Here is a 13838-nt window from a genome sequence, read left to right on the forward strand (position 1 = left end):
CGTCGAACGGCGCGATCTGGGCGATGCCGTTGACGAGGCTTTCGTCGTCCAGCTGCTCTCTTGCGCCACTTCGCGACCGTCTTGGGGTTGATCCCCAACTCGCGGCTCAGCGTCGCGAGCGAAGCTTGCGATCGCTGTATTGCTGCTCGGACGGCGTGCGTGGTCGTGGCGYTCCCGTGACGAACCTGTCCCATACGGCTTCCTTCCATTCCAACGAAAGGATCGCACCATCAAACCGTGGGATCAAACACCTAGGACGTATGACCCCGATACTGTTGTCCTGCGGTCATATTAGGTGCGGTTGATGGAAGAGGATTATCAAAAGCTGCGTGCGGGTTGGGCGGCTGGGGATCGTGACCGGGAACGTGCCCTGCACCTACTATATCTGTCGTGGTGGCACTGGGCGGAGCCGGACTTCCTGACGGGGTTGTCCGACGATCCTACCGCTTTGCAGTTATGGCGCGCTATATTTGAACATTTCGGAGGTAGAGCCTCTGTGGATGCAGAATTCCTCTTTGTGGCTGCAATCATGATTGAGATTACGACTTGGGCGTTTGGCGATGAAGATGCTTGGGCGAAGGTTGCCGATATGATGATAGCGCGCTCGCTCCTATTGAAGCCTGATGGCTTCTCAGCAGCATCGTTCGAAGATCGAGGCTGTTTTGGTGTATACTTCGCGCATCAGGCAAGCACGCTGCGCGTTTAACCACCGAATGTCGAAAAGTGGGCGTCAGATGACTGCCCACCTCGCACTCTAGTTTGATACAAAACTTTTCAGTTCTGCATCAGACCCCCTACTCCCCGAACGTCTTCGGCGCGGGGCTGACCGTCACCGCGCCGCCCGTCCGCACCTCCTGCACCTCCAGCGCGCGCTCGGCGATGCCGTCGCGGCCGAAGCGGAAGGCGCCATCGAGGCCGGCGAACCCGTCGCCGCCGCGCAGGCGGCTTTCGGGGAAGTCGCGGCCGATCGGCCAATCTCGGGCGATGCGGACCGTCAGCAGCACCGAATCATAGCCGAGACTCGACAGGCGATAGGGTGCAGCACTGAACCGGGCGCGATATTTGGTCGCGAACTGACGATAGAGCGCGTTCGACACGCTGGCATACCATGCACCGTTCAGTGCCGGCATCGTCCCCAGCCCGGTTTCGGTATTCCATAATTCGGTGCCGAGCACCTTCGCGCTGCGGCTGGGCGACTTGCGGATCGCGGGCACCGCCAGCGCCGCCGTGCCCGCCTGATCGGCGATCAGCACCGCTTCATAGGGCGAGGTGCGCGACAGGCGGGTGACGGCGGCCGCCACCTGTCCGCTGCCGCGATCATAGGTCTGGATCGACACGACCTGTCCGCCGGCCTGCTCGACCGCGCGCAGGAAACTGGTCGAGGCGCGCTGGCCATAGACGCCCGCCGGCACCAGCCCGGCAAAACGGCTGATCCCGCTGGTCCGGGCAAAGCCGACCACACGCTCGATCGATTGCGCCGGGGAATAGCCGAGCAGATAGGCCCCGTTGCCCGCGACCGACACGTCGTTCGAATAGCTGATGACCGGCACCTTCGCGCCGCGTGCGATCGGCGAGACGGCACGGACATCCTCCGCCAGCAGCGGGCCGAGAATCAGGCGGTTACCCTCCGCGATCGCGCGTTGCGCGGCGGCGGCGGCACCGGTGGCGGTGTCATAGGTGGTGATTCGTACCCGTTCGCTGCGCGTGTCGAGCAGCGCCAGCTGCGTCGCGTTGGCGATCGACCGCCCGACCCCGCCATTGGGGCCGGTCATCGGCACCAGCAGCGCGACGCGGTGGCGCTGCGTATCGGTCGGGATGCCGCCGGTCACCGGATCGGGGCGAGTCGGCTGCGGACGGGTCGGTACGGGCGGGGCCTGTTCGACCGGCCCCTTGGGGACCAGCGTGCTGCACCCCGCCAACAATGCCGCCGCCAACACCGCCGTGGCGCGCGCGAAATGGTGCCGCCATTGCCGGGGCGCTATCGTGTCTGCCATGGACCTATCCCTGATGACCGAAAAACTTTCCCCCGGCCTGTACATCGTCGCGACCCCGATCGGCAATCTCGCAGACCTAAGTCCGCGCGCCGCCGATATTTTATCCCGCGCGGACATTATCGCGGTGGAGGACAGCCGGGTAACCGCCGGGCTGCTGCGCCATATCGGCGTCAAGCGGCCGATGATCCCGTATCACGATCATAATGCCGAAGGGATGCGTCCCGGCCTGATCGCGCGCATGGCGTCCGAAGCGGTGGCGCTGGTGTCGGACGCGGGCACGCCGCTGATCTCCGATCCGGGGTACAAGCTGGTGCGCGATGCGCGGGCGGCGGGACATGCGGTGGTAACGATCCCCGGCCCCTGCGCGGCGGTGGCGGCGCTGACGCTGGCCGGACTGCCGACCGACCGGTTCCTGTTCGCGGGCTTCCTGCCGCCCAAGGCGCATGCCCGGGCCGAATCGATCGCCGAGATCGCGTGCGTGCGGGCGACACTGGTCCTGTACGAAAGCGGCCCGCGCCTGTCGGCGACGCTGGCGGCGCTGGCGGAAGGGTTGGGCGACCGCGACGCGGGCGTGGCGCGCGAGATTACCAAGAAGTTCGAGGAATGCGTGACCGGCACGCTGTCGACACTCGCTGCACGCTATGCCGAGGCACCGCCCAGGGGCGAGATCGTGATCGTCGTCGCCCCGTCCGGCGCCCCCCCTCCCGCGACCGAGGCGGACGCCGATACGGCGCTGCGCGAGGCACTGACCCGGCTACCCGCGTCGAAGGCCGCCGGGGAGGTCGCCAAGGCGCTGGGACTCGACCGGCGCGAACTCTATGCGCGGGCGATGGCGTTGAAGGCCGAGTAGATCAGGCGGCGATGTTGCCGTAATTCTGCGTCTGGATCGGGCGGACGGCGGCGTTGATCGGCAGGGTATCGCCGCAACAGGCGCATTCGGCGATGATCCGTCCGACGAACCATTGCGAAGCGCCGCAGGTCGGGCAGCTGTTGCGCCCGTGCAATGCGTATAGCGGTACGCGGGTATGGAATAGGACGGATCGTTCCACGGCATTCTCCCTGTTGAAAAGGGAACGCCACCACCGCAACGCGGTTCCGTGCCGAAGGGGTGCAAAAATCGAGGAAGCCACCAAAGGTTCCGGGGAATGTGCCACGGTCGGACAGGTTGACGAACCGGTCCGCCGCAATCCCGGTTACGCCGGGGTGCGTTCGTTCAGCAGCCCGTGCGCGTCAAGCCCCAGCAACGCGATATGCGCGCGGATGCGCGGCCAATGCCCGGTCAGGAATCGTTCGCGCTCGGCAATGCGCAACCGCTCGACCGCGCCGGGCAGCACGAACATGCCCACGCCGCGCCGCACCTCGACATAGCCGTCGTCCTGAAACGTCTGATACGCCTTGGCCACCGTCAGCGGATTCGCACCGTGTTCGGCAGCCAACGCCCGGACCGACGGCAACTGGTCCCCCGCCCGATACTCGCCACGCAGGATCGCCGCCGCGATTAGTGCCCGCAGACGAAGGTAGACGGGCGTGTCCTCATGGTCGATCGCTGTCATGCTGACTTAATACAGCAACGGCCAGGAAAGTCCATCGTTCACCCGGCCCAAACCGTACGAACGCGCGCCGGATCGGGACGTGGCCGTTCGTCGAGCGGACGGCCCGGCGAGCCGATATAGACGAAGCCGGCAATGGTTTCGTGCGGGGAGCCGAACGCGTCGCGGACCTGCGGGCTGTACGCCGCCCAGCCGGTCAGCCAGCTGGCGACATAGCCCATGGCGTGCGCGGCATGGAGCAGGTTCATCGTTGCCGCCCCGGTCGACATCGTCTGCTCCCACTGCGGAATATGGCTTTCGACCGGCGATGACAGGACGACGATCAGCGCCTGCCCCTCGTGCGCGAACCGGTCGCACGCCTCCAGCTGTGCTGCCGTCGCCTGTTCCTGTTCGTCGGCATAGGCCTTGCGCAGCAACGCCGCGAACGCCGCGCGGCGTTCCTGCGCGATCACCACGAACCGCCACGGTGCCAGCTTGCCATGGTCGGGCGTCCGCGCGGCGATGGCGATCATCTGGTCGATCTCGGCATCGCTCGGCCCCGGCGCGACCATGTCGCGCGGCTTGCCCGAACGACGGGTTTGCAAATGGCTGAGCAGCGTGGATCGGTCGTTGAAGGTCATGGCCGGCACGTAGGGTCCCGCCCCCGTCCGCACAATGCGCTTGGCATTGCCGTTTCTTGCGTTACGAATTGACGACAGGAGACGGTCGCACGGCGGCCCGGTCAAGATACCCCAGGACAAGGGACAACAGCGTGCCTGAATTCAAGGCTTTTGCACTATGGAACGAGGCCGACTGGATCGCGGCGATCGCGACGGTCATCCTTGCCGCGTTCCTTGCCGGCGGGTTGGCGGTGGGAATGAGCCGCAAACCCGAATTCGCCGGCCATCCACGTGGTCTCTACATGCTGTTCTTCGCCGAGATGTGGGAGCGTTTTTCCTATTACGGGATGCGCGCGATCCTGATCTTCTACCTGACGCAGCACTGGCTGTTCAGCGATGGCAAGGCGAACCTGATCTATGGCGGCTATACCGCGCTGGTCTATATCACGCCGGTGCTCGGCGGCTATCTTGCCGACCGCTATCTGGGTCAGCGCAAGGCGGTGCTGTTCGGCGGCGTGCTGCTTGCTTTCGGCCATCTGTTCATGGCGTTCGAGGGGATGGAGGGCGTCACCGATGCCGCGGTCAAACAGGCCGATCCCGCGATCAACGTCTTCTGGCTGGCATTGGCGCTCATCATCGTCGGGTCGGGATTTCTGAAGGCCAATATCTCGGTGATGGTGGGCCAGCTCTACCGCATGACCGATATCCGCCGCGATTCCGCCTACACCATCTTCTATATCGGCATTAACCTCGGCGGCGCGGCCGGTTCGATCCTCGTCGGGTATCTGGGCCAGACGATCGGCTGGGCGTTCGGCTTCGGCCTTGCCGGCATCGGCATGGTCGCCGGCCTGCTGGTGTTCGTGGTCGGCAAGGGGCTGCTCGGCGGCAAGGGCGAGGCACCCGACCCGGCGGCGCTCAAGCGGCGCGTGGCCGGCATGCCGTTCGAATGGCTGCTCTACGGCACCGGCCTGCTCGCGACGCTCGTGATGTGGGGGCTGATCCAGTATCAGGACGTCATCCAGTCGCTGCTGATCGTCTCCGGCATCGGGCTGCTCGGCTATGTCCTGTTCGAAGCGTTCAAGCTCGAAACCCATGCCCGTCACCGCATGTTCGCCATCCTGTTCCTGATCGCATTGAACCCGATCTTCTGGGGCCTGTTCGAACAGGCCGGCGGCAGCTTCAATCTGTACACCGACCGCTTCGTCGATCGCGGCGGGGTGCCGGCGGCGCTGTTCCAGTCGATCAACTCGATCTATATCATCCTGCTCGGCGCGATCTTCGCCGGTATCTGGGCGTTCCTTGCCAAGCGGGGGCGCGAGCCGTCGGCTCCGGCGAAGTTCGCCCTCGCGCTGATGCAGGTGGGTCTCGCCTTCCTCGCGTTCGTGTGGGGCGCCAACAGCGTCGGGCCGGAAGTCGCGACGCCGGTCGCGTTCGTCTTCCTGTTCTACTTCTTCCAGACCACCGGCGAGCTGTGCCTGTCGCCGGTCGGGCTGTCGGCGATGAACCGGCTGGCCCCCAAGCACCTCGCCTCGCTCATCATGGGCGCGTGGTTCTACATGACGGCCGTCGGCAATTTCGTCGCGGGCAAGATCGGTGAGGCGACCGGTGGCCATGACGGCGAAATGACCAAGGAAGGTACGCTGGCGGTTTATTCCACCATCGGCTGGTGGACGATCGGCATCGGCGTGGTCGTGCTGTTGCTGTCGCCGTTCGTGAAACGGCTGATGCACCTCGACACGCTGAGCGACGATGTCGACCACAGCCTGGCCGGACAGGCCGCGATCGGCGAGCCGAAGGCGGCAGGCGTCGACGTTTGGAAGGAACAACGCTGACCGGACTGCAACGCGGGACGATCCGGTTGGATCGTTTCGCGTTGCCGCCGGACGCGTACTAGCCGCGTGACATGATCCGGTATCGCGACGACATTGACGGGCTACGCGCGGTCGCGGCGTTGCTGGTCGTCGCGTTTCATTGCGGCTTTGCGAAGTTTGTGCCGGGCGGGTTCGTCGGCGTCGATATCTTCTTCGTCATCTCGGGCTATCTGATCACCGGCATCGTGCATGGCGAGGTGCAGGCCGGGCGCTTCTCGCTCTGGCAATTCTACGAACGGCGGGTGCGGCGCATCTTTCCGGCGTTGATCGCGGTCTATGTCGCGGTGCTGCTCGCGTCGTTCGTACTGCTGTTTCCCGGCGAAACGGCGCAGCAGGCGAAGAATGCCACCGCCTCGATCCTGTTCGTTTCGAACGTCTATTTCTATCTCGGCACCGATTATTTCGATTCGGCATCGCGGTTCAACGCGCTGCTCCACACCTGGTCGATCTCGGTTGAAGAGCAGTTCTACCTGCTCTTCCCGCCGTTGCTGGCGCTGCTCCATCGACGGTTCCGGGCGGCGCTGAAACCGCTGATCGCGATTCTGCTGGTGGCGTCCCTGATCCTGTCGGCATGGCGGGTGCATCACGATGCATCGGCGGCCTTTTATCTGGTGCAGTATCGCGCATGGGAATTGATGATCGGCGCGGCGCTGGCGCTGGGCATGGTGCCGGCCGCGCGGCAGCGGTGGGTGGCGGAGGCCGGTGCGGTGGTCGGGGTCGCCCTGATCGTCGGCAGTGTCCTGCTGCTCGACCGCGACAGCCTGTTCCCCGGACTGGCGGCGGCCCCCGCCTGTATCGGGGCCGCCTGCCTGATCTGGTCGGGCATGGCCGGGCGGACGCTGGTCGGTCGCGGCCTCGGCCTGCCGCCCGCGCGGTTCGTCGGCCGGATTTCCTATTCGCTCTACCTTTGGCACTGGCCGCTGTGGGTGTTGGGCGGGCAGGTGCACGAGATCAAGTCGATCACGGGATCGGCGGCGTTCATCCTGTTGGCGTTGCTGGTCGCGGCTGTTTCATGGCGGTGGATCGAACAGCCGTTCCGGGGGCGCAATCCGGCGACGCCGCCCCGGCAGGCGGTATGGATTGGGGTCGCGGCAATGCTGACGACGCTGACGTTCGTGGTCGCGGTGCCGTTTGCGGCGCGAGCCTATTGGCAGGTGCCTGCGCAAATTGAACGTGTCGGGGCGTTCGTCCGCTACCGCGCCGCGTCCAACTCGCGCGCCGGGCTATGCTTTCTGACCACGCACGACGAGTTTGCGACGTTCGATCGCGACCGGTGTTTGCGCCTGTCGCCGACCAAGCCCAACGTCCTGTTGCTCGGTGACAGTCATGCCGCGCATTTCTATCGCGGACTAGCGGCCCTCAACGGAATCAACGTCCTGCAGGCCAATGCGTCAGGATGCCGCCCGGTCGCCGATCCGATGGGGGAGGCGCGCTGCACCGCGCTGATGCGCTACGTCACCGACGATTTCCTGCCGAACCACCGCGTCGATACGGTAATCCTGTCGGCACTATGGCGCGACGACGACTGGCCGGCGTTGCAACGACAGATTGCGCGGGTCCGGCGCTATGCCGACCATGTCGTCGTGTTCGGTCCCATTGCCGAATATGACCGCGCTTTGCCCCGCATTCTTGCCGACGCCCTGTATCGCCGCGTTCCGTCGATCGTCGACCGGCACCGTATCGCCAGCCGGCGCACGCTCGACGCAATGCTCGCGGCAAGGGTACCCGCGACCGGCGCGACCTATGTCTCGACCTATCGCGCTTTGTGCCCGAACGATCGCTGCACCTTGTGGACTGACGACGGCAATCCGATCCAGTTCGACTATGGGCATCTGACCGCGCGCGGATCGCGGCTGATGATCGACCGCGTCCGCCCGCAACTGCCCTTTGCGACGCGCTGAGCCGACGACACGGCGAAATCCCTGTTGCACTTGGCCGAAACCACGGTATTCCGGCCGCTCCCCACCGGGGGCGCTTAGCTCAGTTGGTAGAGCATCTCGTTTACACCGAGAGGGTCGGCGGTTCGAGCCCGTCAGCGCCCACCAGCCCATTCGAGACGGCGGCGGATGGCCCCGGTTCGGCCCGGCAGCGGATAGCGCGATCCCGTACCGAGCGGCCGACGCAGCCCTTTTTAGCAGCGTACTGCAACCGGATTAACATATTGCATTAACGATTGCCGCATATCGCAAAGACATGTGGAATCAAGGCAATCGGTCGCTGCTGGCGCTACAGTGTTTTGCCGTCGCAGCAGCATTCACGGCGTTCAGCCTTTGGCCGCCCGCCACCGGCGCGATGGTGCTGGTGTCGCTCGATGGTTCCGGCCGCAACGAAGTGGCGAAGATCGCATTGGCGGGCGGTGCGGCGCTGCTGCGGGCCGGCAACCTGCCCGGTTCGATGGTGGTATCCGGCAACCGGACGGACATAGCGACGCAGCTTCACGGTCGTGCGTTCCTGATCGTCGCCGCTTCCGGACTGACATGCGGGAGCGGCAGCCGTGGCAAGTAGAGCGGCCGAACCTGTGCTGCTGGCGCGGCTCAAGGCCTTTGCCTTGCGCGAACCGGTCGATACCCTCAGTTCGCTCGACCGGCTGCGATACCACGGGATCCGGGCATGGGCAGTGCTTGGCTGGATATCGCTGATCCTGCTGCTGATCGGCAACGTCCTTCTGGGGGGCGGCGTAGCCACGCCGCTGTTCGTGACCGGCGTGCTGCTGAACCTCGTACCGACGGCCGCCGCCTTGCAGGGGCGCTACGACGCGCACGCCCGTGCACTGATGGGCACGTTGGCCGCGGCCATCCCGGCGATGCTCGTGTTCCTGCTGCGCGGCCATGCGTGGCAGATGGATGCGCATATGTATTTCTTCGTCGGGATGGCGGCGCTGGTCGTCCTGGCCGATTGGCGGCCGATCGCGGTGGCGACGGTGCTGACGGCGCTGCACCATGTCCTGCTCGAATGGCTGGCCCCCGAATATGTGTTCACCGGCAACGGCAATATCGGCCGCATCGCGTTTCACGTCGTCGCGGTCGGACTTCAGTTCGCGACGCTGGCGGTGCTAACGATCCAGTTGAGCCGCCTGTTCGAAACGCAGGATCGCGCGGTGCTGCGAGCGCAGGAACTGGCCGATGCCGCGGCAGAAGGGCAGCGTCGCACCGAGGACGCGATGCGCCGGACCGAGGAGGCGATGCGGATCGCACGGGCCGCCGAACGCGATGCCGCGGAGGAACGTCGCCGGCGCGAGGAACAGGCGGCACGCATCGCCGGCGACCGGCACCGCGAACTCGTCGATCTGGCGCAGCAATTCGAACGATCCGTCACGACCGTCGTCCACGGCATCGGCGACACGACCATGCGGCTGGAGGGAGCCGCGGAAAAGCTGGAGGACGTGACCGGGCTGGCACGGACGGAAGCGGTGGAGGCATCCGCCGGAGCGCACCGCGCGACCGATGAGATCGTGGCGGTCGCCGCGTCGATCCGCGACCTGTCGACATCGATCTGGACGATCGCCGCCGCTGCCGAACAACAGAATGCACTGACCGGCACCGCCAGCGGCCATGCCGCGCGCAGCGTCCAGACCGTGGCGATGCTGGAGGAGCAGGCCGTCCAGATCGAAGGATTCCTGGCCGATATCCGGTCGATCGCTTCGAAAACCAACCTGCTGGCGTTGAACGCCACGATCGAGGCGGCGCGGGCCGGCGAGGCCGGTCGCGGCTTCGCCGTGGTCGCCGGCGAGGTCAAGGCACTGTCGGCCGATACGCGGCGGGCCAGCGACCGGATCAGCGTGCTGATCGGCGGCATCCGTGGTGGCATCGCCGATACCGGCGACAAGCTTCGATCGGTGCACCAGTCGATTGAGGAAGTCGCCGCCGCCGCGAGCGGGATCGCGGCCGCCGTCCGCGATCACAGCGTCACGTCGCGCGAGGTCGATGCAGGTGCCACGCGGGTGGCGACGGCAGCGGCCGATGCGGGGCACCAGATCGACAGCGTGGCGAATGCCGCCGGTGCCGCGTCATCGCTATCGGCGGCGGTTCGCGGCAGCGTCGGACAACTGGCCGGAAGCGCCGGTGACCTGCGCCGATCGACCGACCAGTTCGTCGCCTTTCTCCGGTCCGATCATGCCCAGCCCAGCCCCGCGCGCGCCACCGCTTCGGCATAGCCCTGCATCCCGGCGACACCGCGCGCGGTCAGCACGATGAACGCGCGGCGCTTGTCGGCGGGGTCCTCCTGCCGCGCGACCAGCCCGGCATCGGTCAGTGTCGTGATCCATCGCAGCGCCGTGGTCGGTGGTACCGCAGAAGCGATGCACAGGCTCGATACCGATACATTGCCGCCCTCCAGCCGTGCGGCGAACAGGTCGAGCAGCATGTCCCATGCCGGATCGGCGAACAGGTCGCTCGCAAAGAACTGCTCGCGCAGCCGCCGCGCCCGGATCGCACCGCGTACCGTTGCCGCCGATACGGTCGGCACCGGTCCGGCACCGGTATCGGGCGCGACGAAATCGTCGGTCCGGCCGCGCACGCCCTCCCCGGTGTCGCCGTCACGCGCGAGCTTTGCCAGCGCTTCGGCGATCCGCGCCACTTCCGCGTTCAACCGTTGCAGCCGTTCGGCGTCGCGTTCGGCTGCGTTGAAACCCGCCTTCGTCCCGCTGCCCAATACGATCGCAGCGACGCGCTCCTCGGGTCGCGCCTCGCACAACAGCGTCGCCGGACCGCCCAGCAGGTGCAGCGACACGACATCGATCGCCTCGATACCGAAACTGACCACCAGTTGCGCCCGATCGCGTTCGGCCCGTGCAGCAAGAACCGGCAGTGCACCGTCGAGCGTCTCGACCGGGACCCCGGTCGCATCGACCAGCAACAGGTCGGCATGGGTGATGTCGTCGAGGGCGGTGGTCAGATTTGCAAAAAAGATCGTCGCGGTGACAGCAACGCCGGCATGGCGCACCGCCGCCTCTGCATCGGCCACTGCCAGCGGATCGTCGGCGACGATCACCGCCCGCCGCGCCGCTGCCGCGTGCTGCTCGAATCCTTCGAACCCCGTCACTCTATGCCCCTTCGCTTCGGCGGCGCACATCGCGGCCGCGACCATTGCGATGGAGCAACGAATACGATCAGTCCATCGCCTTGACGATCTCCTCGACCATCTTCTTGGCATCGGCGAGCAGCATCATGGTGTTGTCGCGGTAGAAGACCTCGTTATCGACCCCGGCATAGCCGACGCCGCCCATCGACCGCTTGATGAACAGTACCGTTTTCGCCTTCTCGACGTCGAGTACCGGCATGCCGTAGATCGGCGAGGTCTTGTCAGTTTTCGCTGCGGGGTTGGTGACGTCGTTGGCGCCGATCACGAATGCGACGTCGGTTTGGGCGAACTCGCTGTTGATGTCCTCCAGCTCGAACACATCGTCATAGGGTACGTTCGCTTCGGCGAGCAGGACGTTCATATGCCCCGGCATCCGCCCGGCAACCGGGTGGATCGCGTATTTCACGCGGACGCCATGTTCCTTCAGCTTGTCGCCCATTTCGCGCAGCGCATGCTGTGCCTGCGCCACCGCCATGCCGTATCCCGGCACGATGATGACCTGTTCGGCCTGCTGCATCAGGAAGGCGGCGTCTTCCGCCGAACCGCGCTTCCACGGCCGGTCGATCGCGCCGCCACCGGCAGCACCGCCGCTGTCGGTCGCGCCGAAACCGCCCGCGATTACGCTGAGGAAACTGCGGTTCATCGCCCGGCACATGATGTACGACAGGATCGCACCCGACGACCCGACCAGCGCGCCGGTGACGATCATCGCGGTGTTGCCGAGGGTGAAGCCCATCGCCGCCGCCGCCCAGCCCGAATAGCTGTTGAGCATCGACACCACGACCGGCATGTCCGCCCCGCCGATCGGGATGATCAGCAGGAATCCGATCGCGAACGAAAGGATGACGATCGCCCAGAACGGCCACGCATCCTGCGTATGCGCGAACTGCGCGACCAGCAGCAGGATCGCCGCCAGCACGCCCAGATTGATGACATGGCGACCGGGCAGCAGGATCGGCTTGCCCGACATGCTGCCGTTCAGCTTCAGGAACGCGATGACCGATCCCGAAAAGGTGATCGCGCCGATCGCGACGCCGAGACCCATTTCGACCTTACTGACCGGGTTGATGACCGCGAACGGCTGGCCGATCATCGGTACGACCAGCGACGAAATGCCGAACGCATCAGGATTGAGATAAGCGGCGACCCCGACCAGCACGGCGGCGAGGCCGACCAGCGAGTGGAAGGCAGCGACCAACTGCGGCATCGCGGTCATCGCGATACGCTTGGCGGTGGTCAGGCCGATTGCCGCGCCGATGGCAATGGCGGCGAGGATTTCGGCCGCACTAGCCCAATCGATGACGAAGCGGCCCGGCGTGCCTTCAAGCTTAACCCCAGTCAGCGGCTGACCCGGCAAATGGGTCAAGATCGTGGTCAGCACCGCGATCCCCATGCCGACCATGCCAAGGCGATTGCCCCGCCGGCTGGTGGCGGGCGACGACAGCCCGCGCAACGCGAGGATGAAGCATACCCCGGCCACCAGATAGGCGAAGGCGACCCATGGATTGACCGGTGCGGCCTCGTGCATTCCGCTCACCCCTTCTTCCTGTACATGGCGAGCATCCGCTCGGTCACCGCGAACCCGCCGAAGATGTTGATGCTGGCCAGCACGACGCCCAGCAGTCCCAGCCACTTCGCACCGGGCACGCCGGCGGCGGCAGCGGCGATCAGCGCGCCGACGATGATGACCGACGAGATCGCGTTGGTCACCGCCATCAACGGCGTATGCAGCGCGGGCGTCACCGACCACACGACATAATAGCCGACGAAACAGGCGAGGACGAAGATCGACAGGATCGAGAGGAAGTCCATCGGCTACTCCGTTGGGTGGGTGCGGTAGAAATCCTCCCCGGGACGGGGAGGGGGACCAGCCGCAGGCTGGTGGAGGGGGGTGGCCACAAGCGCAGCGATCGCATCGGCCACCGTGTCGGCATCCGCCATGACCCGCCGGGCAGCAATCCGCACAACGCGATAGCCCTGTTCGCGCAGAAACCGCAGTCGGTTTTCGTCGCGCTGCGGGCGATCGGCCCAATCATGCACTTCACCTTCGATTTTCACGATCAGCCGCGCTTCCCGGCAATAGAAATCGACAACATAGGGTCCGACCGGATGCTGGCGGCGAAACTTCGCACCCGCGTTTCCTCCACGCAGCTTCTGCCACAGCATCGCTGCGGGGTGCGAGAGGTCGCGGCGCAAGCGACGGGCGGTCGTCACTTCCGGGCGTAGTGTACGTGGAACTCCCCCTCCACCGGCTGCGCCGGTCCCCCTCCCCGTGCCGGGGAGGATAAGAGGGGCTGCCCTTCCACCACGCTTCGCGCGGTCCCCCTCCCCATGCACAGCATGGGGAGGATTTGGGGCGAGCGTTTCGTTCACCGCTTCGCCAGTACCAGTTCCGCCAGCAACCGCTGGATCGCGGCCGGGTCGGCATTGCGGCTGACCTTCAGCGACAGGGGCATCGCCTCGCCGGTCACCCACAGCTTCAGGTCGCTGTCGAGGTCGAACGTGCCCGCGCTTTCGACCGAGAAGCTGGTGATCGAGCGATACGGCACGCTGCGGAACGCGATTTTCGAGCCGGTCAGGCCCTGTACGTCGACCAGCACGAAGCGGAAATTGGTCAGGAACGCAGTATCGCGCAGCGAGCGGAACGCGGCCAGCACGTCTTCGCCATCGATCAGCGCATGGCCGTATTTCTCGCGGATCTCGGCCGGGTCGACTTCGTGGCTGCTGAACAAACCCATGTGCGTT

General features: G+C 65.8%; 15 protein-coding genes, 1 tRNA gene and 1 pseudogene. 7 read left to right on the top strand and 10 right to left on the bottom strand.

Features of this window, described 5'->3' with window-relative positions; translation table 11 throughout:
- Nucleotides 1-194, bottom strand: a pseudogene (locus ASE90_RS19725) (hypothetical protein); the annotation flags it as partial.
- A gap of 110 nt (nucleotides 195-304) precedes the next feature.
- Between ASE90_RS19725 and ASE90_RS10990 the strand changes: the two are divergent.
- Entirely contained in the window at nucleotides 305-706 is a 402-nt protein-coding gene (locus ASE90_RS10990; RefSeq protein ID WP_056000236.1) for a hypothetical protein, read from the top strand.
- 88 nt (nucleotides 707-794) lie between these two features.
- Here the strand turns inward: ASE90_RS10990 and ASE90_RS10995 are convergent, their stop codons facing one another.
- Nucleotides 795-1994, bottom strand: a complete 1200-nt coding sequence (locus ASE90_RS10995; RefSeq protein WP_056000239.1) for a penicillin-binding protein activator — start codon at nucleotides 1992-1994, stop codon at nucleotides 795-797.
- A 13-nt stretch (nucleotides 1995-2007) separates the two neighbouring features.
- Here ASE90_RS10995 and rsmI point away from each other — a divergent pair, with 13 nt between their 5' ends.
- On the top strand, nucleotides 2008-2844 hold the full coding sequence (rsmI, locus tag ASE90_RS11000; protein WP_056000819.1) for a 16S rRNA (cytidine(1402)-2'-O)-methyltransferase: 837 nt from the start codon (nucleotides 2008-2010) through the stop codon (nucleotides 2842-2844).
- 1 nt (nucleotide 2845) lies between these two features.
- Here rsmI and ASE90_RS19730 read toward each other — a convergent pair whose 3' ends face one another.
- The 3 genes from ASE90_RS19730 to ASE90_RS11010 form a co-directional block, all read right to left on the bottom strand.
- Complete coding sequence (locus ASE90_RS19730; protein WP_156347232.1) at nucleotides 2846-3043, bottom strand: hypothetical protein; 198 nt, start codon at nucleotides 3041-3043, stop codon at nucleotides 2846-2848.
- A gap of 144 nt (nucleotides 3044-3187) precedes the next feature.
- Nucleotides 3188-3547 carry a GntR family transcriptional regulator gene (locus ASE90_RS11005; protein WP_056000242.1) on the bottom strand — a complete coding sequence of 120 codons (360 nt, stop codon included), beginning with the start codon at nucleotides 3545-3547 and terminating at the stop codon, nucleotides 3188-3190.
- 38 nt (nucleotides 3548-3585) lie between these two features.
- Nucleotides 3586-4164: a nitroreductase gene (locus ASE90_RS11010; RefSeq protein WP_056000244.1), complete on the bottom strand. Its 579-nt coding sequence runs from the start codon at nucleotides 4162-4164 to the stop codon at nucleotides 3586-3588.
- Nucleotides 4165-4400: 236 nt separating this feature from the next.
- Here ASE90_RS11010 and ASE90_RS11015 point away from each other — a divergent pair, with 236 nt between their 5' ends.
- From ASE90_RS11015 to ASE90_RS11035, 5 genes are all read left to right on the top strand, one after another.
- The gene (locus ASE90_RS11015) at nucleotides 4401-5975 is read left to right on the top strand and encodes a peptide MFS transporter (RefSeq protein WP_082449766.1); all 1575 of its coding nucleotides are present in this window, start codon (nucleotides 4401-4403) and stop codon (nucleotides 5973-5975) included.
- A gap of 71 nt (nucleotides 5976-6046) precedes the next feature.
- On the top strand, nucleotides 6047-7915 hold the full coding sequence (locus ASE90_RS11020) for an acyltransferase family protein (RefSeq protein ID WP_056000250.1): 1869 nt from the start codon (nucleotides 6047-6049) through the stop codon (nucleotides 7913-7915).
- A 68-nt stretch (nucleotides 7916-7983) separates the two neighbouring features.
- Nucleotides 7984-8059: transfer RNA gene (locus ASE90_RS11025), tRNA-Val, on the top strand.
- Nucleotides 8060-8207: 148 nt separating this feature from the next.
- Nucleotides 8208-8519 carry a hypothetical protein gene (locus tag ASE90_RS11030; RefSeq protein ID WP_056000253.1) on the top strand — a complete coding sequence of 104 codons (312 nt, stop codon included), beginning with the start codon at nucleotides 8208-8210 and terminating at the stop codon, nucleotides 8517-8519.
- Complete coding sequence (locus tag ASE90_RS11035; protein ID WP_235531758.1) at nucleotides 8509-10167, top strand: methyl-accepting chemotaxis protein; 1659 nt, start codon at nucleotides 8509-8511, stop codon at nucleotides 10165-10167. The genes ASE90_RS11030 and ASE90_RS11035 overlap by 11 nt, the downstream gene beginning before the upstream one ends.
- Here ASE90_RS11035 and ASE90_RS11040 read toward each other — a convergent pair.
- The 5 genes from ASE90_RS11040 to ASE90_RS11060 all read right to left on the bottom strand — a co-directional run bounded on the left by ASE90_RS11040 (nucleotide 10125) and on the right by ASE90_RS11060 (nucleotide 13831).
- Entirely contained in the window at nucleotides 10125-11054 is a 930-nt protein-coding gene (locus ASE90_RS11040; protein WP_162235083.1) for a winged helix DNA-binding protein, read from the bottom strand. The genes ASE90_RS11035 and ASE90_RS11040 overlap by 43 nt on opposite strands.
- A 67-nt stretch (nucleotides 11055-11121) precedes the next feature.
- Complete coding sequence (locus tag ASE90_RS11045; protein ID WP_056000261.1) at nucleotides 11122-12621, bottom strand: NAD(P)(+) transhydrogenase (Re/Si-specific) subunit beta; 1500 nt, start codon at nucleotides 12619-12621, stop codon at nucleotides 11122-11124.
- A 5-nt stretch (nucleotides 12622-12626) separates the two neighbouring features.
- Nucleotides 12627-12905, bottom strand: coding sequence for a proton-translocating transhydrogenase family protein (locus tag ASE90_RS11050; RefSeq protein WP_056000264.1), 279 nt, complete (start codon nucleotides 12903-12905; stop codon nucleotides 12627-12629).
- Between the two features lie 3 nt (nucleotides 12906-12908).
- Nucleotides 12909-13289 carry an endonuclease domain-containing protein gene (locus tag ASE90_RS11055; protein ID WP_414889140.1) on the bottom strand — a complete coding sequence of 127 codons (381 nt, stop codon included), beginning with the start codon at nucleotides 13287-13289 and terminating at the stop codon, nucleotides 12909-12911.
- Between the two features lie 173 nt (nucleotides 13290-13462).
- Nucleotides 13463-13831 carry a PH domain-containing protein gene (locus ASE90_RS11060; protein WP_056000271.1) on the bottom strand — a complete coding sequence of 123 codons (369 nt, stop codon included), beginning with the start codon at nucleotides 13829-13831 and terminating at the stop codon, nucleotides 13463-13465.
- Nucleotides 13832-13838: the final 7 nt, after the last annotated feature.

Origin of the sequence: Sphingomonas sp. Leaf67, from assembly GCF_001421965.1 — a bacterium.
Classification (GTDB): domain Bacteria; phylum Pseudomonadota; class Alphaproteobacteria; order Sphingomonadales; family Sphingomonadaceae; genus Sphingomonas.